This window comes from Cryobacterium sp. TMT2-10 (genome assembly GCF_004403075.1).
Lineage (GTDB): Bacteria > Actinomycetota > Actinomycetes > Actinomycetales > Microbacteriaceae > Cryobacterium > Cryobacterium shii.
Genome location: NZ_SOGW01000056.1, coordinates 22583 through 46158, shown reverse-complemented (window position 1 = coordinate 46158; position 23576 = coordinate 22583). Strand labels below are relative to the sequence as shown.

Here is a 23576-nt window from a genome sequence, read left to right as displayed (position 1 = left end):
GGCGGGCGAGCGAGCGGGCCGGCGGGCGAGCGGGCCGGCGAGCGGGCGGGCGGGCGAGCGAGCAGCCGAGCTACGCCGACGCGGCGAGCTGCACCTTGAGTGAATCCACCTGGGTCGCGATCACGTCGCTGGCCGACCAGCGGGCGGCGAGCCGGGCGAGCGTGGCGTCGAGCTCGGCCTGGGTCAGCCCGTCGACCAGTTCGAGGCGCACGAGCAGCTCGGGTCCGGCCAGGCGACCGGTCGGGTCGCCCGCGGCCAGATGCACGCCGAGCACGCTCAGCTCCGTGCCGACCGAGGCGGTGAAGGCATCCGCGACCTCGCGGCTGGCGTAGCTGGGCGTCCACGGCTTCGACTGGGCGATGGCCCACAGCGCCGGCCGGCGCACGACGAACTCGGTGTCCGCGGTGGGGTCGAGCACGACGAGGTCGGTGTTCTCCTGCGCCGCGGCCAGGGCGACCCGGATGCCGTCGGACGGCACGGGTCGGGCATCCGCGTTCCAGGCCGCCATCGCGGCGGTCGAGGAGAACACGGGCAGCACCGTGCGGCCGTCGGGCCCCGCCACGGTGATGATCGAGAGTTCCTGCGTTTTGTCGATGAGCAGCCCGGCCGAAGTCGTGGCCGAGTCGCCGAGCCGGGTCACCAGGGGCACGAGCAGCCGCGAGTCACGGATGGCGTCGATCACCGCTTCCTCGCCGGCCTCCCGGTCGCGGAAAAGTCGCAGTGCCGCCAGCAGCGGAGCCGGGGCAAGGCCGTCGTCCTCGGCATGCTCGTTGGTCTCGAATTCCCGGCCGGCCCACGGCTGCCCGGCGGAGTCACCAGGCCCCCCGGGTCCGCCCGCTCCGCCAGGTCCGCCGGGCAGGCCGGTCGAGCCGAGGTTACGCGCCCGCGACATCCAGCGCCTCGCCCAGGGTAAACGCCCCCGCGTACAGGGCCTTGCCCACGATCGCGCCTTCGAGGCCGAGGGGCACGAGCTCGCGCAGCGCGCGGAGGTCGTCCAGGCTGGAGATGCCGCCGGAGGCGACGACCGGCTTGTCGGTGCGCTCCATCACCTGGCGGAGCAGGTCGATGTTGGGGCCCTGCAGGGTGCCGTCCTTGGTCACGTCGGTGACGACGTAGCGGGAGCAGCCGGCCTCCTCCAAGCGGGCCAGGACCTGCCAGAGGTCGCCGCCCTCCTTGGTCCAGCCGCGGGCCGCGAGGGTGGTGCCGCGCACGTCGAGGCCGACGGCGACGGCGTCGCCGTGACGGGCGATGACCTGCGCCGCCCACTCCGGGTTCTCCAGCGCCGCGGTGCCGAGGTTGATCCGGCTCACGCCCGCGTTCAGGGCCGCGTCCAGCGACGCGTCGTCGCGGATGCCGCCGGAGAGCTCGATCTTGACCCCGGTGACCTCACGGATGACGTCGCGGATCACCGCGGTGTTGGTGCCGCGGCCGAAGGCGGCGTCCAGGTCGACCAGGTGGATCCACTCTGCGCCCTGGCGAGCCCAGTCCAGGGCCGCGTCGACGGGGTCGCCGTAGTTGGTCTCGGTGCCGGCCTCACCCTGGGTCAGGCGCACGGCTTTGCCGTCGGCCACATCGACGGCCGGCAGCAGAACGAGACGCGGAGCGGGGGTGTTCGGAGTCATGGTGGTCCTCAGTTCGGGGGAATCGGTGCGGATGGTCGCGGGTTGGGGCCGGTCACGGCGGGGCGCTGACCGGATGAGACGGGGCAGCAGCGCCGGCCGGCTAGTCGTGCAGGGAGCCGAGCCAGTTCGAGAGCAGACGGATGCCCGCCTCCCCGGATTTCTCCGGGTGGAACTGGGTGGCCACGAGCGGTCCGTTCTCGACCGCGGCCAGGAACGGGCCCCCGTGCTCGGCCCAGGTCAGGCGCGGCTTCGGGAAGGGAGGCATGACCTCCAGGGTCCACTCCTGCGCGGCGTAGGAGTGCACGAAGTAGAAGCGCTCACCCTCGAGCCCCCGGAACAGGACGGAGTCCGGGTCGGGCGTGACGGTGTTCCAGCCCATGTGCGGCAGCACCGGCGCGCGCAGCTGGGTGACGGTGCCGGGCCACTCGCCCAGACCCTCGGTGTCGACGCCGCGTTCGACGCCGTGCTCGAACAAGACCTGCATGCCCACGCAGATGCCCAGGACCGGCCGGCTGCCGGCGATCCTGCGGTCGATGATCTCGTCGCCCCTGACCTCCCTGAGGGCGTCCATGACCGCGCTGAACGCGCCGACGCCGGGAACGACCAGCCCGTCGGCTTCGAGCGCCTGCTTGCGGTCGCGGGTCAGGGTGACGTCGGCCCCGGCCAGTTCGAGCGCCTTCACGGCGGAGTGCACATTGCCCGTGCCGTAGTCGAAGACGACGACGCTGGTCACAGCGCACCCTTGGTCGACGGGATGCCGGAGACGAGCGGGTCGAGTGCCTTGGCCTGCCGGAAGGCGCGGGCGAAGGCCTTGAACTCGGCCTCGGCGATGTGGTGCGGGTCGCGGCCGCCCTGCACGGTCACGTGCACGGTCAGGCCGGCGTTGAAGGCGATCGCCTCGAACACGTGACGCACCATCGACCCGGTGAAGTGGCCGCCGATCAGGTGGTACTCGAAGCCGTCCGGCTCTCCCGTGTGCACAAGGTAGGGGCGGCCGGAGATGTCGACGACCGCCTGCACGAGGGCCTCGTCGAGGGGCACGAGGGCGTCGCCGTAGCGGGAGATGCCGGATTTGTCACCGAGGGCCTGCTTGATGGCCTGGCCCAGCAGGATACCGACGTCCTCCACCGTGTGGTGCACGTCGATGTCGATGTCGCCGCGGGCGCGCACGGTGAGGTCGGTCAGGGAGTGCTTGGCGAACGCGGTGAGCAGATGGTCGTAGAACGGCACGGATGTCTGGATGTCGGATTCACCGGTGCCGTCGAGGTTGAGCGACAGGTCGATGCTGGACTCGCTCGTCTCACGCTGCAGGTGGGCGAAGCGGGGCGAGGTGGACGCTGAAGAGAAGCTCATGCCGTTTAGTTTATTGGCCCGGGGTGTTCACTGCCGTCCGAGGCCCTCGAGGGCCTCGAGGAAGGCCGTGGTCTCGGCCTCGGTGCCCGCCGTGACGCGGAGGTGACCGCTGATCCCGATGTCGCGCACGAGGATGCCCAGGGCCAGGAGCGCCTCGAAGGTCGCCCGCGGGTCCTCCACGCCGCCGAAGAGAACGAAGTTGCTCGAGCTGCGGAGGGGGGTGTAGCCGAGGCGGGCGAGTTCGCTGACGAGCCGGTCCCGCTGGCCACGGATGTCGTCGACCATGGCGAGCATCTCCGGCGAGTGCGCCAGGGCGGCCACCGCGGCCGCCTGGGTGAGCGCAGACAGGTGGTACGGCAGGCGAACCAGGCGCAGGGCATCCGTCACAGCCGGGTCGGCCGCGAGGTAGCCGACGCGGGCCCCGGCGAAGGCGAAGGCCTTGCTCATGGTGCGGGACACGAGCAGACGCTCGCGCCCGGGCAGCAGGCTCATCGCGCTGGGCGAGCCATCCGGACCGAACTCGGCGTAGGCCTCGTCGACCACGACGATTCCGTCGGTCGCGTTGTAGACGGCCTCGATCGTCTCCAGGGAGAGGGGGGTGCCGGTGGGGTTGTTCGGGGAGCACAGGAAGACGAGGTCCGGTGCCACCCGGTCGACCCATTCGACGGCCGTGGCCGGGGACAGTTCGAAGTCAGCGTCGCGACCGCCGGCGATCCAGCGGGTTCCGGTGCCGGAGGCGAGCAGGGAATACATCGAGTAGGTCGGCGCGAAGCCCAGAACGGAGCGGCCGGGGCCGCCGAACGCCTGCAGCACCTGCTGCAGCACCTCGTTGGAGCCGTTGGCCGCCCAGATGTTGTTCCGGGTCAACCCGTGCCCGAGGTAGCGGGCCAGGGAGTCCCGCAGTTCGGTGAACTCGCGGTCCGGGTACCGGTTGACCGTGCGGATGGCCACGGCGAGGGCCGCGGCGATGTCGTCGGCCACCGCGGCGGGGATGCCGTGCGTGTTCTCGTTCACGTTCAAGGCCACCGGAACATGAAGCTGGGGCGCCCCGTAGGGAGTGAGTCCGCGCAGATTGTCACGGAGGGGCAGGTCGTTGAGACTGGTCACTCCCCCCATATTACTGAAAAGGTCAGTACTCGTTCGGCAGGGCGAGACGCTGACCGGGCTGCACGCTGTCGGACGGCAGCTGATTGAGGCTGACGATCTCCGCGATCACCTCACGCGGGTCCGAGGTCGGGGCGACGGTCTCGGCCAGCTCCCACAGGGACTGCCCGGACTGGACGGTCACGTACTCGAAGGCCGTGGCGACACGACCGCCCACGTTCGAATTCTCGGCGACGGCGATGCCCCCGTTGAGGGCGACGGCCAGTGCCGTGGCGACGAGCGGAACCGAAACCAGCATGGTCAGGACGATGCGTCCGCGCCGGGTGATGCGCAGGGTGCTGCGCCCGGTGGCGACGCGCAGCCCCTGGGCGGCGCTCGCGTCGGGTGCGGTGCTCAGATCGAGTGCGCCGCTCAGACCGAGGGCAGAACTCATGGTGAATGCAGTGCTCATGTCGAACCTCCTGTGTTAAGTCGCATCCGGCTCTCGGCCGGGAGAGCCGGATGCGAACCTATGTTCCGAATGTATATTCGATTATTCGAACAATCAAGCCCTTTTGAAGAAATTCCTCAAAAAAACTTGCGACACACTCGAATGAATGTTTGTCTATCCGCGCGGAGGTGGATACAGTTTCGAGTGTCTGGTTGCAACACAATCAGGCACCCCCGACATTCGCTCGCGGCCCGGTGATCACCGCCTACCGGGGCCGCGCGCAGCCCGAGACGAGGAGCGACAATCGTGGCCCAAGACCCCAGCGGCCCCCGCGAAAAAAGCGGGACGAGACGGCGCAAGAGCCTGAGCGAGAAACAGCTCGCGATCATGGACGTCATTCAGCGCTCGGTCAGCCAGCGCGGCTACCCGCCGAGCATGCGCGAGATCGGCGACGCCGTCGGCCTGTCCTCGCTCTCAAGCGTCACGCACCAGCTCAACCAGCTCGAGCTGAGCGGGTACCTCCGCCGGGACCCCAATCGCCCCCGCGCCCTCGAGGTGCTGATCGAGATTCCGCAGTCGCCCGAGGATGCCTCGTCAAGCAGCACGGAAAGCTTCCACTCGGGCGCCCAGGTGGGCGACGCCGCGATGGTCCCCCTCGTCGGGCGCATCGCCGCCGGCATCCCGATCACCGCGGAACAGCAGATCGACGAGATCTTCCCGCTCCCCCGCCAGCTGGTGGGCAAGGGCGAGCTGTTCATGCTCAAGGTCGCGGGCGAATCCATGATCGACGCGGCCATCATGGACGGCGACTGGGTCGTGGTGCGTCAGCAGAAGACGGCGGAGAACGGCGAGATCGTCGCCGCCATGCTCGACAACGAAGCCACCGTCAAGGTCTTCCGCCAGCGCGATGGTCACACCTGGCTGCTCCCGCGGAACTCCAATTTCGAACCTATCGTCGGCGACCACGCCGAGATCCTCGGCAAGGTCGTCGCCGTCCTGCGCTCCGTCTAACCGAGGACGGGTTTGATCAGACCGGCCCCGGCCAGAACGGCGAGAACGGTGTCGGCCTGGTTGAAGGCATACAGGTGGAGGCCGGGGGCGCCGCCCGCGATCAGCTCACGGGCGAGGTCGGTGGCGTGACGGGTGCCGATCTCCCGCTGTCCCTCCCGGGTCGGCTCCACTTCGAGCTGGATGGCCAGCTCGGAGGGCAGCTCCTCGCCGGAGAGCTCGAGGATGCGGCGCAGCCGGGCCGGACTGGTGACCGGCATGATCCCGGGCAGGATGGGGAATTCGACCCCGGCCGTCCGGGCCCGCTGGATGAAGCTCAGATAGTTGTCGGCGTGGAAGAACAGCTGGGTGATGGCGAGGTTCGCCCCGGCGGCCTGCTTGGCCAGCAGGGTGTCGATGTCCTGCGAGGTGGACCGTGACCGCGGGTGACCATTCGGGAACGCGGCGACGGCGATACGCACCTTCTCCCGTTCGGTCTTCACCGCCCGGGCGCCCGGGATGCCGGGGATGACCGTCTCCCGATAGGGCACCCGCTCCGCCTGCACCCGGTGGATCAGCTGCACCAGTTCCGCCGCGCTGCCCAGGTCGCCGAGGAACGCCTCGCCCTCGCCGGCGCCCTCGGGCGGGTCCCCGCGCAGGGCGAGGAAGCTGCGCACGCCGGCATCCAGGAATTCGCGGATCAGCCGGCTCGCCTCCAGGCTGGACGAGCCCACGCAGGTGAGGTGGGCCATCGGATCGACCGTCGTGGTCTTCAGGATGTGGGTGAGCACCTCGAGCGAGGAGCTGCGGGAGGACCCGTTCGCCCCATAGGTCACCGAGATGAAGTCCGGCCCGGCCGAGGCCATGGTGGCGATGGTCGCGTGCAGGGCGGTTGCGGCGGCATCCGATCTCGGTGGATACAGCTCGAAAGAGAACGGGATCCTCCCGCAGTCGGGCTCCGAAGTGGTGGACATGTGTTCCTCATTCGACAGAAGCCAGTGCCAGGCACTGGGCTGGCCGGGCGGCCGCGGACCGCCGGGCGCGCCTGGCGGGTGTTCGCGGGCGGGCGCCGGGCTCGGCTGTCGCTCCATGCCACCGAGGACAGACCTCGGCGGCAACGATTGGAGACACTCTAACAACGCCGCGCGGGACGTCGCCAGTCGGTGACGGATTGTGACGCGGTCAGTCGGTGACGGCGGGCAGCACGACGAAATCCGCGAACTGCGGCTGGATCTCGGCCGTCACGAGGGCCGTGACCCGGGTGCCCGTCTCGGCGTACTCGGTCGCGAGCACCTGCCCCTGGTCGTGCAGCAGGGCGATCAGGTCGCCGTGCTCGTAGGGGATGAGCAGGTCCAGCCGGATGCCGGGTCGAGGAAGCAGGTCGGAGATCTCGGCGAGCAGTTCCTCGATGCCCTCGCCGCTCCGCGCCGACACGAAGATGCCCTGGGGCCAGAGGCCGCGCAGCACGAGCCGGTCGTCGTCGCTGATCAGGTCGCTCTTGTTGAAGACCACCACTTCGGGGATCTCCCGTGCGCCGACCTCGCCGATCACCTCGCGCACCGTCGACAGCTGGCTCGACGGGTCCGGGTGTGAACCGTCGACGACGTGCACGATGACGTCGGCGTCGGCGACCTCTTCGAGAGTGGACCGGAACGCCTCCACCAGCTGGTGGGGCAGGTTGCGCACGAAACCGACGGTGTCGGTCAGGGTGTACAGGCGCCCGTCGGCCGTCGTGGACTTGCGCACGGTGGCGTCCAGGGTGGCGAAGAGGGAGTTTTCGACGAGCACGCCCGCCCGGGTGATGCGGTTGAGCAGGCTCGACTTGCCGGCGTTCGTGTAGCCGACGATGGCAACGGATGGCACGGCGTTGCGCTTGCGGTTGGCCCGCTTGGCTTCGCGGGCGGGTTTCATCTCGAGGATCTGCTTGCGCAGCCGGGACATCCGGGTGTGGATGCGGCGGCGGTCGAGTTCGATCTTGGTCTCACCGGGGCCGCGCGAGCCCATGCCGGCGCCCGCGCCGCCGACCTGTCCACCGGCCTGGCGGGACATGGAGTCGCCCCAGCCGCGCAGGCGCGGCAGGAGGTATTCGAGCTGGGCCAGTTCGACCTGTGCCTTGCCCTCACGGCTCTTCGCGTGCTGGCTGAAAATGTCGAGGATCACGGCGGTGCGGTCGATGACCTTGACCTTGACGACGTCCTCGAGCGCGCGGCGCTGGCTGGGCGCGAGCTCGGTGTCGGCGATGACTGTGTCGGCGCCCATCGCCTTGACGATGCCGGCCACCTCTTCGGCCTTGCCCTTGCCGAGGTAGGTGCTGGCGTCCGGCTTGGACCGGCGCTGCATCAGGCCGTCGAGCACGGTCGCGCCGGCGGTTTCGGCCAGCGCAGCGAGTTCCCGCATCGAGTTCTCGGCGTCGGCGACGGTGCCGTGGGTGTACAGCCCGATCAGCACCACGTTCTCCAGCCGCAGCTGGCGGTATTCGACCTCGGTGACGTCCTCGAGCTCGGTGGAGAGGCTGGGCACCCGGCGCAGGGCGTTGCGGTCTTCCCGGTCGAGCTGCGCGCCGTCGTGGCCCTCACCGTCGTGCGACTCGGCGGATTCGGCCTGCAGGGCCTGCGCGCTGCCGCTGCGGAACAGTGAGTATCCGGCGGCTTTGCTGTCGGCGCTGGCGAGGACGCGTGCGACCACGTCGTCGGTGTCGCCTGGCAAGTTTGACTCAGTCATTGCTTTAACATTAGTTCCTCGAAGCAGGATAAGTTCCCTTTATGCCTTCCGACCACTATTTCACCCCGGCACCCGACAGCACCCTCAAACTCCGTCAGGTGAGCGTACAACTGGGAGGCCAGGAACGCGAGCTGACCACCGCCAATTCCGTCTTCAGCCCCGACCACATCGACACCGGCACCCAGGTTCTGCTGAACAACGCGCCCACCCCGCCGCCCGGGGGCGACTTCCTCGACCTGGGCTGCGGCTGGGGCCCGATCAGCCTGCACCTGGCTCTCGCCTCGCCCCGCGCCACGATCTGGGCCGTCGACGTGAACGAACGCGCGCTCGACCTGGTGCGCCTGAACGCCGAGAAGCTGGGCCTCACCAACGTCACGGCGGTCCTGCCCGAGCAGGTTCCCGCCCACGTCAGTTTCCGCACCATCTGGTCCAACCCGCCGATCCGGGTCGGCAAGACCGAGCTGCACTCGATGCTGCGCACCTGGTTGCCGCGTTTGGAGCCGGACTCGGATGCCTGGCTGGTCGTGCAGCGCAACCTCGGCTCCGATTCCCTGCAGCGCTGGCTCGACGGCGACCTTCCTTCGGAATTCACCACGTCTCGCCGGGCCATCAGCAAGGGCTTCCGCGTGCTTCGGGTCCAGCGGCAGGCCGAGCAGCCCCGCTAGCGCGCCGCGCAGGTCAGTTCAGGCGGCGACTCAGTTCAGGCGGAAGACCCCGTCGAAGACGAGCTCCGCGGGGCCCGACAGGGAGACGTGCTCGCCGTCTTCGGTCGGGAACATGCGCACGCCCAGCACTCCCCCGGTGACCTCGATCTGCCACTGGTGGGGGGCCCCGGCGCCGGCCCAGTGCCGGGTGGCCAGGGCGGCGGCCGCGGCGCCCGTGCCGCAGGACAGCGTCTCGCCGCTGCCGCGCTCGTGCACGCGCATCCGGATGCGTCCGACCCCGTTCACGACGAGCGGGTCGCCGGGCAGCACGAATTCGACGTTCGCTCCGGCGGCCGGGGCGGGATCGAGCTGGGGCACGACGGTCAGGTCGGCGCCCAGCAGCTCGTCTTCGTCCGCGAGGGCGACGACGACGTGCGGGTTGCCCACGTTGATGCCCAGGCCGGGCCGGGCGACGGGAAGGTTCCTGGCTCGAACGAGCGGCTCTCCACCGTCGAGCCGCCACCGGCCGAGGTCAACCTGATAGCCGGCGGCGCCGCGCTGCACATCGCGCACGCCCCCGCGGGTGCCGATGCTGAGCGTCTCACCGCGTTCGAGAACGGCCAGACCCTGCTCGACCAGGAACCGGGTGTAGACCCGGATGCCGTTGCCGCACATCTCCGAGACCGTGCCGTCGGCGTTCCAGTAGTCCATGAACCATTCCGCCTGGTCGTCCTCGGCGAGGGCCGCCGCCCCGGCGGGCAGGCTGCGGGAGCGCACGGCACGGATGATGCCGTCGCCGCCGATCCCGAAACGGCGGTCGCAGACGGCCCGGATTTGGTCCGGGGTGAGCTCGATCTGCCCGTCGGGGTCGGCGAAGAGCACGAAGTCGTTCCCGGTGCCGTGGCCCTTGGTGAAGTTCAGATCAGTTCCCATGGGAACCAAGTTTACGACGGCGAGTCCGCGGCCCAGTGCTCGGCGGGCCGGGCCGGGTCGGCCAGGCGCGCGAGCGCGCGGTCCAGCCGATCGGGGGCCGACGCGTCGATCCAGTGCGTCTGCGGGGACCGCTTGAACCAGGACACCTGGCGACGGGCGTACCGGCGGGTGATCTGCTGGGTCGTCTCGATGGCCTCCGACCGGGTGAGGGTGCCGGTGAGCTGGCCGAGCGCCTGCGCGTAGCCGATGGCGCGGCTGGCGGTCACGCCGGTTTCGATCCCGGCCGGGATCAGGCCCTCGACCTCGTCGACGAGCCCGTCCGCCCACATCCGTTCGACCCGCGCGTCGAGCCGCGGGGTGAGTTCGGCCCGGGGTGCGCGCAGCCCGAGTGTGAGCGCGGGCATCCAGTACACGGGGGCGTCGGGCAGCGCCGCGGTGTGCGGGGCCCCGGTGATTTCGACTACCTCGAGCGCACGAACGAGGCGCCGCCCGTTGCTGGCGCCGATCCGGGCCGCGGCATCCGGGTCGACGGCCTTCAGCCGGGTGTAGAGGGCCCCGGGTCCCTGCGCGGTGAGTTCGGCCTCGAACCGGGCCCGCAGCTCGGAATCGGTTCCGGGGAATCGGAAGTCGTAGACCACGCTCGACACGTAGAGGCCCGATCCGCCGACCAGGATGGGCACCCGACCGCGCCCCACGATGTCGGTGATCGCGGCGCGGGCTTCGGTCTGGTACCGGGCCACGGTGGCCTCGTCGGTCACCGCGAGAACGTCGAGCAGGTGGTGCGGGATGCCGCGACGGTCGGCCACCGGCAGTTTCGCGGTGCCGATGTCCATGCCGCGGTAGAGCTGCATGGCGTCGGCGTTCACGATCTCCGCGGGCCGCCCGGTCTCGGCCAGTCGCGCGGCGAGGTCGAGGGACAACTCGGACTTGCCCGTGCCGGTGGGGCCGACGATGACGATGAGCGTCGGGTCGACGGCGGGCGCCGTGCCCGTGCCGGCCGGGTCGGCGCCGGCTGCGTCGGTGACGGCTGGACCGGTGACGGTTCCGGGCTTCGGGCCCGGCACCCGCCTAGCGCTCCCCGTCGGTGACGTCGTAGATGGGCGTGGTGCTGGACCCGGTGGCCGCGGGCGAGCCCACCCGCAGGGTGGGCAGCCCGAGGGAGACCGCGCCGGCCCCGCCGGAGGCCCCGCCGTGGCTGGGCACGCCGCAGGCCTCGGCCTGAATGCGGTCCCAGGCGTCGCCGGCGATGGTGCGGCGGATGCGCAGCGGCGCGCCGTCGCTGGAGTCCGCGATCAGGTGGAACGGCGCGGCCTGGGTCACCGTCACGGTGACGAGGTCGCCCGGGCGCGGCAGTTCCGATCCGTCCGGCACGTCGAAGTGCACCAGGCGGCTGTCGGGGGCGCGCCCGCTCAGCCGGTGGGTGTCGGAGTCCTTGCGGCCTTCGCCGTTGGCCACGAGCAGCTCGACCTCACGGCCGATCTGGGCCTGGTTCTCTTCCCACGAGATGCGCTCCTGCAGGGCGGCCAGACGCTCGTACCGGTCCTGCACGACCTCCTTGGGAACCTGCTCGGCCATGGTCGCGGCCGGCGTGCCGGGGCGGATCGAGTACTGGAAGGTGAACGCGGTGGCGAACCGGGCCAGTTCCACGACCCGCAGGGTCTCCTGGAAGTCTTCCTCGGTCTCCCCGGGGAAGCCCACGATGATGTCCGTGCTGATGGCGGCGTGCGGCATTTGCGCACGCACCCGGTCGAGGATGCCGAGGAACCGCGCGGAGCGGTAGGACCGTCGCATGGCCTTCAGCACCCGGTCCGACCCGGACTGCAGGGGCATGTGCAGCTGCGGCATGACCGCCGGCGTCTCGGCCATGGCGTCGATCACGTCGTCGGTGAAGGCGGCCGGGTGGGGGCTGGTGAAACGGATGCGTTCCAGCCCCTCGATCTTGCCGGCCGCGCGCAGTAGTTTGCCGAACGCGAGGCGATCGCCGAATTCAACCCCGTAGGAGTTGACGTTCTGGCCGAGCAGGGTCACCTCGATCGCGCCGTCGTCGACGAGGGCCTGGATCTCGGCGAGGATCTCGCCCGGCCGGCGGTCCTTCTCCTTGCCGCGCAGGGCGGGGACGATGCAGAACGTGCAGGTGTTGTTGCAGCCGACCGAGATCGACACCCAGCCGCTGTAGCTCGAGTCGCGCTTGGTGGGCAGGGTGGACGGGAACGTCTCCAGTGCGTCGAGGATCTCGAGCTGAGCCTCGCCGTTGTGTCGGGCGCGCTCGAGCATGCTCGGCAGCGACCCCATGTTGTGGGTGCCGAAGACCACATCGACCCAGGGCGCCTTCTTGAGGATGACGTCCTTGTCCTTCTGGGCCAGGCATCCGCCGACCGCGATCTGCATGCCCTCGTGGCGGCGCTTGACGGAGGCCAGGTGACCGAGGTTGCCGTAGAGCTTGTTGTCGGCGTTCTCCCGCACGGCGCAGGTGTTGAGTACCACGATGTCGGCTTCGTCGCCGTTCGCGGGCACGTAGCCGGCCGCCTCGAGCGAACCGCTCAGCCGCTCGGAGTCATGCACGTTCATCTGGCAGCCGAAGGTGCGCACCTCGTAGGTGCGGGCGCGGCCCTCCGCGTCGTGGGCCGCCACGGACGGCAGGATCAGGGTCGGCGTGCTCAGCGTCTCGGCGCTGGAGAATTGGGGCATAGCGGTGCTGCTGGTCATAGTGGATATAGCTTACGCGCGGGACCTGAGGATGCCGAGCCGGGGCCAGAGCCCCGGCTCACGCCCGCCGGAAATGCCTGCGACCTAGCGGAACCTGACGCTCGACGAGCCCGACGAACCACCGCGGGAATCCAGCGCCGCCTTCACGGCGACCCGCACGATGGAGGACGGGTAGCCCTTGCGCATCAGGAACGCATTCAGCCGGCGGTCGATGGTCTGGTCGTCGAGCCGGCCGAGTTGCCCCACCCGTTTGACGGCCACCTCGATGGCCCGTTCGGTCTCGTCGTCGGGCATTTCCTCGAGCTTGGCCAGGATCAGGTCGTGGTCGAGGCCGCGTCGGCGCATCTCGGCCTGCACACCGGTGCGCCCCAGTCCCTTGCGCTCGTGGTGGCTGTGCAGGATCTGGTCGGACAACCGGCTTTCGTCGATGTACGCCAGCTCGATGAAGCGCTCGATGATCTCCTCGGCGTCCGCGTCCTCGACGTCCGTCGAGGACAGCACCGTGCGGGCCTCCGCGATGGACAGCGAACGCCCGCGCAGGCGCTGCAGCAGCACCTGTTCGGCGTGCGCCCGTTCCGCGGCCGCGTCGAACACCGGCGCGGCTGCCTCGTCATCGTCTCCATCCTCCGGCCCGGCGCCGTCCCCGACGCCGGCCCCAGCACCGACCGAGGCGCCGAGCGGGGCATCGTCCCCGGCGTCAGCGCCGTCACCGGCCTCTGCGAACCGGTTTCCGGCCTGACCGCGCAGGTAGCTGACCGGAGCGAGCGCATCGTCGTCCGCGTCCGAGTCGCGGCCGACGGCCGGAGCGGGGACGGAAGGCTGCGGGGCAGTGCGTGCCGCGCTCTTGCGCCGTGCGGCGCTGAGCGAGATCACCTCGTCGGCGGGTTCGAAGTGAACCACGGCGCTACGCTCCCTTGCGTGCGGCGAGCTTCGTCTGGATCGACTCGGCCTTGGCGGCGGCGGCTACCTTGGCGGTCTCCGCGGCTGCGGCGGCAGCGATTGCCGCCGCGTCCTTCTCGGCCTTCTTGGCTGCGGCACCTTCCGGACCGACGCCGAGCTTGAAGAGGATCTTCTTCTCGATCTCGTTGGCCATGTCCGGGTTGCGCAGCAGGAAGTTGCGCGAGTTCTCCTTGCCCTGGCCGAGCTGGTCGCCGTCGTACGTGTACCAGGCGCCGGACTTCTTGACGATGCCCTGGTCGACACCGAAGTCGATCAGGCTGCCCTCGCGGGAGATTCCGATGCCGTAGATGATGTCGAATTCGGCCTGCTTGAAAGGCGGCGCCATCTTGTTCTTGACGACCTTGACCCTGGTGCGGTTACCGACGGCCTCTGTGCCGTCTTTCAGGGTCTCGATCCGGCGGATGTCGAGGCGCACCGACGCATAGAACTTCAGCGCCTTACCGCCCGAGGTGGTCTCGGGACTGCCGAAGAAGACACCGATCTTCTCGCGCAGCTGGTTGATGAAGATCATGGTGGTGTTGGTCTGGCTCAGCCCGCCGGTGAGCTTGCGCAGCGCCTGCGACATCAGCCGGGCCTGCAGGCCGACGTGCGAGTCACCCATCTCACCCTCGATCTCGGCGCGGGGCACGAGCGCGGCCACGGAGTCGATGACGATCAGGTCGATGGACCCGCTTCGCACCAGCATGTCGGCGATCTCCAGCGCCTGCTCACCGGTGTCGGGCTGCGAGACGAGGAGGGCGTCGATGTCCACGCCGAGCTTCTTGGCGTATTCGGGGTCGAGGGCGTGCTCCGCGTCGATGAACGCGGCGATGCCGCCGTTCTTCTGCGCGTTGGCGATGGCGTGCAGGGTCAGGGTGGTCTTACCCGAGGACTCCGGGCCGTAGATCTCCACGATGCGGCCGCGGGGCAGGCCGCCTATGCCGAGGGCCACGTCCAGCGCGATCGACCCCGTGGAGATGGTGTCGACGGGTGCGCGCTCGTCGCTGCCCAAACGCATGACCGAACCCTTGCCGAACTGGCGGTCGATTGCCGCGAGGGCGATGTCGAGTGCCTTTTCGCGATCTGCTGCTGATGCCATAATGGTCTCCTTCGGTCGTGCGTTGTGGCGCCTATAGGCTGTCGAACCCGACCACCGGGAAGACCCCGGTGCCCACTCTCAACAAGGCAAGTGCTGTCTGCCGCTGACGAAACCCGACTGTACGTGGCGCCTCCGACACCGGGTCGGGTGCTGCCGCGTAAGTGGATGGTTCGCTTGCGTCGTCTGCTGTTGAGGAGCCTACCAAGATGCGAACACGTATTCGAGAATTGGCACAGTTTTCATGGCGTGTCGTCGAAACACGCCACGCGAAGGCCCGGGCCGAACGGAGTCCCGGGCCGAAGGGTCAGAGGCGAGCGGCCGGAAGGCCGGCGCCGTGGCGGCGGCTCTGCGGGACATCCGTCTCGTCGCAGAGAGCCAGCCACACGTCGCGCGCAGAAGCACCGCCGGCCAGGGCCTGGTCGGCGGTGCATCCGAACGGGGTGAGGATCAGGTCGCGGGTGAGGACTCGCGAATAGGCGTCACCGAATTCATCCTTCAACGCTTGGCGGAATTCACTGAGACGCATGGTCGCTCAACCGAACTTGGGAACTGAAGCGAACATGGGAATGGGCTGGAATGACAGTGTGAACTAGCGCACCATCATGCCGTCGTAGGTGGCCACGAGTTCGTCCGGAACGGTGTCGGGGAACCTGTCGATTCCCTCGATGACCGCCAGTCGCTCGCCGACCTCCCGCATGATGACCGAGATCGGGGTCTCCAACGCATCTGCAACGGAGGCCAGAATCTCGGAAGACGCTTCCTTCTGTCCACGCTCGACCTCGCTCAGATAGCCGAGAGCCACGCTGGCCTTGCTCGCAACCTGGCGGAGTGTGCGCCCCTTCTGCAGGCGGAAGTCCCTGAGCACATCGCCGATTTCCTGTCTAACAAGAATCATCGGAACCTCCTTCTCGTACTGATTACTGGTGCTGATCAAGTACTGATTGATATTACTGGCGCCCACTCGACCGGTTGGTTTCGTGTATTGGATCGCAAGAGTACTACAACCTTGAATACCCCGACACTACCGATGACGACTGGACTTTTCTTGTGAATCTGCTCGGTGTAACCGGCGGATCCGGGGAACTATTCCACTGTTTCCCGGGCTAACAGCTGGCGCACAGCTTCCACCGCACGGGCGACGGTTCCGGCGCGGATCCCGGCGCGATCGCCGTCGAGCCGCAGCTCGACGGCCCACGATTCGGAGCCCCGGGAGAGGCCGAGGAACACTGTGCCGGGGGCGTGTCCGCTCTGGGCGTCGGGGCTGGCGACCCCGGTGGTGGCGACGCCGATGTCCGCGTCCCGGCCCCCGACCGCGAGCCGTGTGCGCGCGCCGGCCGCCATCTGGCGGGCCACGTCCGGGTGCACGGGTCCGTGCTCGGCCAGCAGGGCTCTGTCCACGCCGAGCAGGCTGTGCTTGAGCTCGGTCTGGTACGCCACCACGGCCCCGTTCACGACGACGGATGCGCCGGGGATGCGGATCAGTTCGGCCGCCAGTGCGCCGCCGGTCAGGGACTCGGCCACGGCCAGGGTCAGGTGCAGCCTGGTGAGGTCGGCGATCAGCAGCGCCGTGGCATCCGTCGCCGCCGACGGTTGAGACAGCAGCGGCTCAGGCAGCGGCGGCGCAGACAGCGACGGCTCGTCAGGCATGCGACCGTGAACTGCGGTTCTCCCGACGCGCGGCGACGAGGTAGTCGATGCCGGTGACGACCGTGAGGATCAGGGCCAGGGCCATCGCGGTCCAGTTGACCCAGTAGATCCAGTCGCCCAGCACCAGCCACAACGGCACGAGGGCCAGGGAGATGGCCACGGACTGCATGACGGTCTTGAGTTTGCCGCCCCGCGACGCCGGGATCACCCGGTCTTTCAGCATCACGAACCGGAACACCGTGATGCCGATTTCACGAACGAGGATGACGATGGTCACCCACCACCACAGCTCGCCCAGGATGGACAGGCACACCAGCGCCCCGCCGGTGAGCACCTTGTCGGCGATGGGGTCGAGGATCTTGCCCAGGTCGGTGACCAGGTTGTGCCGGCGGGCGATGGCCCCGTCGATCCCGTCGGTCGCGATCGCGACGATGAAGAGCAGAGCGGCCCACCAGCGGAGCGCGCCGTCCTGCCCGGCGTCGGCGAGGAGCATCCAGATGAACAGCGGGGCGAGCAGGATCCGCACGACCGTGATCAGGTTGGGCAGGTTCCAGTTACTGGGCCGGGCGGCGGGCGTTGATTTTCCGGGCGTTGATGCGGTGGCCATGGGTCACTCCCTGTCGGTCAGTTGCCAGGCGTCTTCATCGGGGGATGCCTCTTCTTCAGGGTATCCCTCCGACATCTTCGCGACCGGGTCGCCGGCGTAGCGGGGGTCGGGCCTCACATCGGCCTGGTGGGAGGCGGACGCCTGGGCATTCGCGGAGGCGGCGTGGTGTTCGGCGTCGGAGCCGCGCAGCAGCGCGAGCACGCCGGGCAGTTGCTCGACGCTGACGAGCACGTCGCGAGCCTTTGATCCCTCGGAGGGGCCGACGATCTCGCGGGACTCGAGCAGGTCCATCAGGCGTCCCGCCTTGGCGAAGCCGACCCGGAGCTTGCGCTGCAGCATCGAGGTGGATCCGAACTGGGTCGACACCACCAGTTCCGCCGCGGCGAGAAGCACCTCGAGGTCGTCGCCGATGTCGGAGTCGATTTCCTTGCGCGGGGCGACCATGGAGACATCCGGCCGGTAGTCGGGCCGGGCCTGCAGGGTGACGTGCTTGACGACGCGTTCGATCTCGGCCTCGTTGACCCAGGCGCCCTGCACCCGGATGGCCTTGGAGGCCCCCATCGGCAGGAACAGGGCGTCGCCCTGCCCGATCAGCTTGTCCGCCCCCGGCTGGTCGAGGATGACCCGGGAGTCGGTGACGCTGGTCACGGCGAACGCCAGGCGGGAAGGCACATTGGCCTTGATCAGGCCGGTGACGACGTCGACGCTCGGGCGCTGGGTGGCGAGGACCAGATGGATGCCGGAGGCGCGCGCCAGCTGCGTGATGCGCACGATCGAGTCCTCGACGTCACGCGGGGCGACCATCATCAGGTCGGCGAGCTCGTCGACGACGACCAGGAGGTAGGGGTAGGGCTTGAGGGTGCGCATGCTGCCGGCCGGAAGCACGAGTTCGTTGTTGACGACGGCCTTGTTGAAGTCGTCGATGTGGCGGAAGCCGAAGCTGGCCAGGTCGTCGTACCGCATGTCCATCTCCTTCACCACCCACTGCAGCGCCTCGGCGGCCTTTTTCGGGCTGGTGATGATGGGGGTGATCAGGTGCGGCACGCCGGCGTAGGCGGCCAGTTCGACCCGCTTCGGGTCGATCAGCACCATGCGCACCTCGCTCGGCTTGGCGCGCATCAGCAGGCTCGTGATCATGGAGTTCACGAAGCTGGACTTGCCCGACCCGGTCGAGCCGGCCACGAGGAGGTGGGGCATCTTGGCCAGGTTGGCCACGACGAAGCCGCCGCCGACGTCTTTGCCGACGCCGATGGTCATCGGGTGGGTGCTGTTGGTGGCCGTGGCGGAGCGGAGCACGTCGCCGAGGGTGACGATCTCGCGGTCCGTGTTCGGGATCTCGATGCCGATGGCGCTCTTGCCGGGGATGGGCGAGAGGATCCGCACCTCGTTGGAGGCGACGGCGTAGGACAGGTTCTTGCTCAGCGCGGTGACCCGCTCCACCTTGACGCCCGGGCCGAGTTCGATCTCGTACTGGGTCACAGTCGGGCCGCGGGAGAACCCGGTGACCTTCGCATCCACCTGGAATTGGCGCAGCACCTCGGTGATGGACTTGACGATCTCGTCGTTGGCGGCCGAGCGCGCCTTCGCCGGCGGGCCCTGAATCAGCGTGGTGTCCGACGGCAGCACGTAGGGGGCCTTGGGTTCGTCGGCGCCCGGGCCCGGGACCTGGGCGGGGCCGCTCGCCGCCGCCGCGAGGTCGAGCTCGTCGAAGCCGGGCAGCACCTCGGTCAGCCCGGTCTGCTCGTCGGGCTGGAGGCCGGTGGCCGAGCCGCGCGCGAGGTCGATCTCGCCGGTGAAGCGTTTGAGGGCGTCCTCGGCCCGGAGCAGGTCTTGGAGCACCTCGGTGCCGTAGTGCTCCTGGTTGAGGCTGGGGACCACGTGGGCGGGGACTTCGTGGGCGGGGACCTCGGGGACCTTCTCCAGCGCGGTGTCGAAACTGCCTCGCTTGTCGCCGCCGAGCAGGGTGCTGAGCGGGTCCGCGGCGGCCTGGCCGGCTGCGTGCTCCGTGCTGATCGCGCTGCCGAAGTCGGGGTCTTCCTCGCGGTTGCTGGTGTTGCGGCGCCACCACGGCAGGGTGCTGACGTCGTCGTCGACCCCGTCGAGCTCGACCTGCACGGACTTCTCCGCTTTGGCCTCCCGGCTGGCTTCGCGGGCGGCCGCCCGCTCGTCGGCGTCGGGGAGCTGCGCCCCGAACAGCCACGCGTACAGTTCGCGGCTGCGCTCCCCCACCCGGTTCGGCGGGGTCTTGGTGATGATGAAAAGGCTGAGGGTGAGCAGCAGGATGACGACGATGGTGCCGCCGATGGCGGTGGTCAGGTAGATCAGGGGCGCCGCGACCATCCAGCCGATGACGCCGCCGGACAGGGCGAGGGTTTCCATGCCGTCACTGGGAGCCGGCTGGCCGCCGAAGATGTGGCACAGCCCGGACACCGATACGAGCAGGAGCGAGAGGCCGATGCCGATGCGCCCGTTGTCGTGCACCGAGCTGGGTTTGCGGAAGAGCCAGACCGCGAAGAGCAGCATGATGACCGGCAGGGCGAACGCGACCCGCCCGAACAGCCCGCCGAAGGACCAGGCGTCGAGGGTCTGCGCGACGGGCTCGTTGATCAGGAACCACTCGATCACCGCGCCGGCGATGGCCAGGAGGACCAGGAAGAAGGGCAGCCCGTCGCGGCGTTCCTCCTTGGAGAGCTGCTCGGGACCGAGGGCGCGGGCGGCGCCGCCGGTGACGTGGGCGAGCGCCATCCAGGACCGCACGAAAGCACTCGGCCTGGTGTCCACCGCGGTGAACTTGACCGTTTTCTGGGTCGCGGTCCTGCTGACGGGCTTGCGCGCCGGGGTGCCGCGCGCGGGGGTGCTCCGGGCGCGGCCGTTCGACTTAGTGCTCGTAGCCATACCGTCAACGGTACTTCCCACCCCTGACATTGGGGGTTAGGCGACGGCGGGTGTCTGGGAGAGACGCCCCTTCACCCTGACCCGGATGCCGCGGCCCACCGGGGCGGGCGGCGGCATCCGTGTCGTGAACGGGGTCAGGCCTCGATCACCAGCGGAACGATCATCGGCCGGCGGCGGAAGGCGGTGTTCACCCAGCGGCCGACCGTGCGGCGCACGATCTGCTGCAGGGCGAACGAGTCGCGCACCCCGTTCTCGGCGGCCTCGGCCAGGGCGGCCACGATCCTGGGCCGCACCGCGTCGAACACGGAGTCGTCTTCGGCGAAGCCCTTGGCGTGGATCTCCGGGCCGACGATGACCTTGCCGGTCTGGGCGTCCACCACGATGATGATCGAGATGAAGCCCTCCTCGGCGAGGGTGCGCCGGTCCTTGAGGTCGGCCTCGGTGATCTCGCCCACGGTGGACCCGTCGACGTAGACGTAGCCGATGTCGAGCTGCCCGACCTTGCGGGCCACGCCGTCCCGCAGGTCGATCACCGTGCCGTCCTCGGCCAGCAGCACGTTCGCCTCGGGGACCCCGGTCTCCACGGCGAGCTTCGCGTTGGCGACCAGGTGCCGGTATTCGCCGTGCACGGGGAGCACGTTTTTGGGCTTGAGGATGTTGTAGCAGTAGGTCAGTTCGCCCGCGGCGGCGTGCCCGGAGACGTGCACCTTGGCGTTGCCCTTGTGCACGACCGCGGCGCCGAGCTTGGTCAGGCCGTCGATGATGCGGTAGACCGCGTTCTCGTTGCCCGGGATCAGGCTGGACGCCAGGATGACGGTGTCGCCGTGGCCGACCTCGACCTGGTGGTCCTGGTTGACCATCCGGCTGAGCACGGCCATCGGTTCGCCCTGCGAGCCGGTGGACATGTAGACGATCTTGTCGTCCGGGATGTTGCCGGCCTTCTTGAAGTCGACCAGCACGCCGTCCGGCACGGTGAGGTAGCCGAGGTCCGCGGCGATGGTCATGTTGCGCACCATGGACCGGCCGAGGAGCGCGACCCGGCGGCCGTTCGCGTGGGCGGCGTCGAGCACCTGCTGCACCCGGTGCACGTGGCTGGAGAAGCTGGCCACGATCACCCGGCGGGGAGCCCTTGCGATGACGTCGTCCAGCACGGGACCGATGGAGCGTTCCGTGGGGGTGAAGCCCGGGACATCCGCGTTGGTGGAATCGACCAGGAACAGGTCGACGCCCTCGGTGCCGAGCCGCGCGAATTCGCGCAGGTCGGTCAGGCGGCCATCGAGCGGCAGCTGGTCCATCTTGAAGTCGCCGGTGTGCAGCACCGTGCCGCCGGCGGTCTTGATGGCCACGGCCAGGGCGTCGGGGATGGAGTGGTTGACGGCGACGAATTCGAGGTTGAACGGGCCGAGCCGCTCCTTCTGTCCCTCCTTGACCTGCAACGTGTACGGCGTAATCTTGTGTTCCTTGAGCTTGGCCTCGATAAACGCGAGGGTCAGCCCGGAGCCGATCAGCGGGATGTCCTGCCGCAGCCGGAGCAGGTAGGGCACGGCCCCGATGTGGTCCTCGTGGCCGTGCGTGAGCACCACGCCGAGGATGTCGTCGAGACGGTCACGGATGGGGCCGAAGTCGGGCAGGATCAGGTCGACCCCGGGCTGGTGTTCTTCGGGGAACAGCACGCCGCAGTCCACGATCAGGATCTTGCCGTCGATCTCGAAGGAGGTCATGTTGCGACCGATCTCGCCGAGGCCGCCGATCGGGATGATGCGCAGGGTGCCCGGTTCGAGCGCGGCCGGGTCGTACACGTCGATGGGCATGGGCCCTCCTAGGGAGTCGGTGTGGCGTTCAGCGTGTGGTTCCCGCGACCTTCGGCAGTGCGCCGCCGGCTGCGGCGTTGCGGTCGGGACGGAAGTTCGAGAAGTCGACTCCGGGGATGTTCTTGACCAGGTCGATTTCGTCTTCGATCTGGGCAGCTTCCCACTCCTCGGGGCCGACCAGGGGCAGGCGCACGCGGGGGCTCTTGATCCGGCCGAGGCCGTGCAGGATGTACTTGACGGCGACCGTGCCGGGCACGTGGGTCATGCAGGCCCGCACCAGCGGTTCCAGCTGCTGGTGCGCGGCTGTCGCGGCCTTGAGGTCGCCCGCGTTGACGGCGTCCACCATCTGCCGGTAGGGCGTCGCCGCGATATTGGCGGTGACGCCGATCAGGCCGGTCGCGCCGATCGAAAGGTGCGGCAGCACGTTGGGGTCGTCGCCGGAGAAATACATCAGGTCGGTCTGGTTCAGCACCCGGCTGACCTGGGCCAGGTCGCCCTTGGCATCCTTGACGGCCAGGATGTTCGGGTGCTTCGCGGCCCGCAGGATCGTCTGGTATTCGATCGGGATGCCGGTGCGGCCGGGGATGTCGTAGAGGATCACCGGGAGGTCCGTGGCATCCGCGATCATGCGGAAGTGGGTGAGCACACCCGCCTGGGTGGGCTTGTTGTAATAGGGCGTGACGATCATGTTGCCGTCGGCGCCGGCTTTCTCGCTCTGCTTGGCGAGCTGCATGGCGTGGGCGGTCTCGTTGGACCCGCCGCCGGTGATGATCTTGGCGCGCCCGCCCGAGACGTCCTTGCCGACCTCGACCAGACGGATCTTCTCCGCGTCGGTCAGGGTGGACGTCTCGCCGGTGGTGCCGGTGACGACGATGCCGTCGGCGCCGGCGTTGATGACGTCGTCGATGTGCTTCGCCACCCCCGGCCAGTCGACCTCGCCATCGGCGGTGAACGGAGTCACCAGGGCGACGAGGACCTGGCCAAAGGGATTCTGAGACATAGACACGAGAGACAGGTTACCGGTCAGCGTCGCAGCGCACGCAGCCCCAGCCGGTGCGAATTCGACGGAGATTTTGGCCGAATCGCGCCGTTACGGCGCCAAAACGGCTTTTTGCGGCAATATCTCCGTCGAATTCGTCAGGGGCGGGGACCGGGGCTGGGCTGAGGTTACGGGGCTACGCGGGGCGTTACGGGGCGACGCGGCCGTTCTTGTTGAAGGCGGCGTAGGTGAGCGGCATGAGTGCCGCGAAGTGGTCTTCCATCTTCTCGGCGCACATCTCGATCTCGCGCTGCGGGAACGACGGGAAATGAGTTCCCTCGCGCTTGGTGCGCAGGCTGAGGAAGTTCATCAGCGACCGGGCGTTCATGGTCACGTACATCGAGGAGAAGATGTTCAGCGGCAGCACGATGCGGGCGACTTCGCGGGCGACGCCGGCCTCGAGCATCCGTTGGTACGACGCGTAGGCGTGCGCGGACGCCTCGCGGGTCAGCTGGTCGACCAGCGCGGACTGCTCGGCGGTGCCGGGCAGGAAGTCGTAGGCGCCGGGCTTGCCGACCTGCACCAGGTTGCGCGTGGCGGCGGGCAGGTAGAAGACCGGGTTCAGCTCGCGGTAGCGGCCCGATTCCTCGTTGTAGGAGGCGATGCGGTGCCGCATGAACTCGCGGAAGACGAAAATGGGCGCCTGCACGTAGAAGGTCATCGAGTTGTGCTCGAACGGCGAGCCGTGACGGTCGCGCATCAGGTAGTTGATCAGACCGCTGTCGCCCTTGCTCGAGGCCTCGGCGTCGGACTCCTCCAGCCGGGCCTTCGCGAGGGTCTGCTCCCCCTGCGTCGACACCCGTGCGGCGAACAGCACATCGGAGTCGTGGGCGCTGGCACGAACCAGCTCAACGGTCACATCGGAGCGAAACTCAATCTCAGGCACGGCTCACACGATACCCGGTCGCCGGCCGACGGATGCGCTGGCTCGCCGGATGCGTCGCCTCACCCGCGCTTCGCGCGCGCCTCGACCTCGCCTGTCCCCGCCGGCCCCGCGCCCGTAACGTGTCGTCATACTGCCCCGCCGGCCCGGCCGAAC

Annotated in this window: 23 protein-coding genes; 2 read left to right on the top strand and 21 right to left on the bottom strand. The window is 69.0% G+C overall.

The annotated features are described in order from the left end of the window. Nucleotides 1-70 precede the first annotated feature (70 nt). From E3T37_RS06510 to E3T37_RS06485, 6 genes are all read right to left on the bottom strand, one after another. Nucleotides 71-892, bottom strand: coding sequence for an SseB family protein (locus E3T37_RS06510; RefSeq protein WP_134365998.1), 822 nt, complete (start codon nucleotides 890-892; stop codon nucleotides 71-73). Continuing rightward, on the bottom strand, nucleotides 876-1622 hold the full coding sequence (priA, locus tag E3T37_RS06505; RefSeq protein WP_134365997.1) for a bifunctional 1-(5-phosphoribosyl)-5-((5-phosphoribosylamino)methylideneamino)imidazole-4-carboxamide isomerase/phosphoribosylanthranilate isomerase PriA: 747 nt from the start codon (nucleotides 1620-1622) through the stop codon (nucleotides 876-878). The genes E3T37_RS06510 and priA overlap by 17 nt, the downstream gene beginning before the upstream one ends. Nucleotides 1623-1722: 100 nt before the next feature. Beyond that, nucleotides 1723-2355: an imidazole glycerol phosphate synthase subunit HisH gene (gene hisH / locus E3T37_RS06500; RefSeq protein ID WP_134365996.1), complete on the bottom strand. Its 633-nt coding sequence runs from the start codon at nucleotides 2353-2355 to the stop codon at nucleotides 1723-1725. Beyond that, nucleotides 2352-2975 (bottom strand): imidazoleglycerol-phosphate dehydratase HisB, encoded by a 624-nt coding sequence (gene hisB, locus E3T37_RS06495; protein WP_134365995.1) that lies wholly within the window; start codon nucleotides 2973-2975, stop codon nucleotides 2352-2354. The genes hisH and hisB overlap by 4 nt, the downstream gene beginning before the upstream one ends. Nucleotides 2976-3002: 27 nt before the next feature. Continuing rightward, nucleotides 3003-4082 (bottom strand): histidinol-phosphate transaminase, encoded by a 1080-nt coding sequence (locus E3T37_RS06490; RefSeq protein ID WP_370292338.1) that lies wholly within the window; start codon nucleotides 4080-4082, stop codon nucleotides 3003-3005. Between the two features lie 22 nt (nucleotides 4083-4104). Then, entirely contained in the window at nucleotides 4105-4530 is a 426-nt protein-coding gene (locus E3T37_RS06485) for a LysM peptidoglycan-binding domain-containing protein (protein ID WP_134365993.1), read from the bottom strand. A 366-nt stretch (nucleotides 4531-4896) separates the two neighbouring features. Between E3T37_RS06485 and lexA the strand changes: the two genes are divergently transcribed. Next, nucleotides 4897-5520 (top strand): transcriptional repressor LexA, encoded by a 624-nt coding sequence (gene lexA, locus E3T37_RS06480; protein ID WP_241975788.1) that lies wholly within the window; start codon nucleotides 4897-4899, stop codon nucleotides 5518-5520. On the opposite strand, the gene E3T37_RS06475 is transcribed toward lexA, so the two are convergent. Next, nucleotides 5517-6470, bottom strand: a complete 954-nt coding sequence (locus E3T37_RS06475; RefSeq protein WP_134365991.1) for a methylenetetrahydrofolate reductase — start codon at nucleotides 6468-6470, stop codon at nucleotides 5517-5519. The genes lexA and E3T37_RS06475 overlap by 4 nt on opposite strands. A 208-nt stretch (nucleotides 6471-6678) precedes the next feature. Then, nucleotides 6679-8217: a GTPase HflX gene (gene hflX / locus E3T37_RS06470; protein WP_134365990.1), complete on the bottom strand. Its 1539-nt coding sequence runs from the start codon at nucleotides 8215-8217 to the stop codon at nucleotides 6679-6681. 41 nt (nucleotides 8218-8258) lie between these two features. Here hflX and E3T37_RS06465 point away from each other — a divergent pair, with 41 nt between their 5' ends. After that, nucleotides 8259-8882, top strand: a complete 624-nt coding sequence (locus tag E3T37_RS06465) for a class I SAM-dependent methyltransferase (protein WP_134365989.1) — start codon at nucleotides 8259-8261, stop codon at nucleotides 8880-8882. A 30-nt stretch (nucleotides 8883-8912) separates the two neighbouring features. On the opposite strand, the gene dapF is transcribed toward E3T37_RS06465, so the two are convergent. From dapF to thyX, 13 genes are all read right to left on the bottom strand, one after another. After that, complete coding sequence (dapF, locus tag E3T37_RS06460) at nucleotides 8913-9794, bottom strand: diaminopimelate epimerase (protein ID WP_134365988.1); 882 nt, start codon at nucleotides 9792-9794, stop codon at nucleotides 8913-8915. Nucleotides 9795-9805: 11 nt separating this feature from the next. After that, the gene (miaA, locus tag E3T37_RS06455) at nucleotides 9806-10753 is read right to left on the bottom strand and encodes a tRNA (adenosine(37)-N6)-dimethylallyltransferase MiaA (RefSeq protein ID WP_134366003.1); all 948 of its coding nucleotides are present in this window, start codon (nucleotides 10751-10753) and stop codon (nucleotides 9806-9808) included. Between the two features lie 109 nt (nucleotides 10754-10862). Continuing rightward, the gene (miaB, locus tag E3T37_RS06450; protein WP_134366002.1) at nucleotides 10863-12482 is read right to left on the bottom strand and encodes a tRNA (N6-isopentenyl adenosine(37)-C2)-methylthiotransferase MiaB; all 1620 of its coding nucleotides are present in this window, start codon (nucleotides 12480-12482) and stop codon (nucleotides 10863-10865) included. A gap of 102 nt (nucleotides 12483-12584) precedes the next feature. Beyond that, nucleotides 12585-13400 (bottom strand): regulatory protein RecX, encoded by an 816-nt coding sequence (locus E3T37_RS06445; RefSeq protein ID WP_134365987.1) that lies wholly within the window; start codon nucleotides 13398-13400, stop codon nucleotides 12585-12587. Between the two features lie 4 nt (nucleotides 13401-13404). Further along, a complete protein-coding gene (recA, locus tag E3T37_RS06440) occupies nucleotides 13405-14538 on the bottom strand; it encodes a recombinase RecA (RefSeq protein WP_134365986.1) in 1134 nt (377 codons plus the stop codon). Between the two features lie 304 nt (nucleotides 14539-14842). Further along, nucleotides 14843-15064 (bottom strand): DUF3046 domain-containing protein, encoded by a 222-nt coding sequence (locus E3T37_RS06435; protein WP_134365985.1) that lies wholly within the window; start codon nucleotides 15062-15064, stop codon nucleotides 14843-14845. 63 nt (nucleotides 15065-15127) lie between these two features. Continuing rightward, entirely contained in the window at nucleotides 15128-15433 is a 306-nt protein-coding gene (locus E3T37_RS06430) for a helix-turn-helix domain-containing protein (protein WP_134365984.1), read from the bottom strand. A gap of 188 nt (nucleotides 15434-15621) precedes the next feature. Then, nucleotides 15622-16185: a CinA family protein gene (locus tag E3T37_RS06425; RefSeq protein WP_134365983.1), complete on the bottom strand. Its 564-nt coding sequence runs from the start codon at nucleotides 16183-16185 to the stop codon at nucleotides 15622-15624. After that, a complete protein-coding gene (pgsA, locus tag E3T37_RS06420; protein ID WP_134365982.1) occupies nucleotides 16178-16792 on the bottom strand; it encodes a CDP-diacylglycerol--glycerol-3-phosphate 3-phosphatidyltransferase in 615 nt (204 codons plus the stop codon). The genes E3T37_RS06425 and pgsA overlap by 8 nt, the downstream gene beginning before the upstream one ends. Before the next feature lie 3 nt (nucleotides 16793-16795). Further along, nucleotides 16796-19687, bottom strand: coding sequence for a DNA translocase FtsK (locus tag E3T37_RS06415; protein WP_134365981.1), 2892 nt, complete (start codon nucleotides 19685-19687; stop codon nucleotides 16796-16798). A 134-nt stretch (nucleotides 19688-19821) separates the two neighbouring features. Continuing rightward, entirely contained in the window at nucleotides 19822-21498 is a 1677-nt protein-coding gene (locus tag E3T37_RS06410) for a ribonuclease J (protein ID WP_134365980.1), read from the bottom strand. Nucleotides 21499-21526: 28 nt separating this feature from the next. Beyond that, on the bottom strand, nucleotides 21527-22504 hold the full coding sequence (gene dapA / locus E3T37_RS06405) for a 4-hydroxy-tetrahydrodipicolinate synthase (protein WP_134365979.1): 978 nt from the start codon (nucleotides 22502-22504) through the stop codon (nucleotides 21527-21529). Between the two features lie 181 nt (nucleotides 22505-22685). After that, nucleotides 22686-23423 carry an FAD-dependent thymidylate synthase gene (gene thyX, locus E3T37_RS06400; RefSeq protein ID WP_134365978.1) on the bottom strand — a complete coding sequence of 246 codons (738 nt, stop codon included), beginning with the start codon at nucleotides 23421-23423 and terminating at the stop codon, nucleotides 22686-22688. Nucleotides 23424-23576 lie beyond the last annotated feature (153 nt).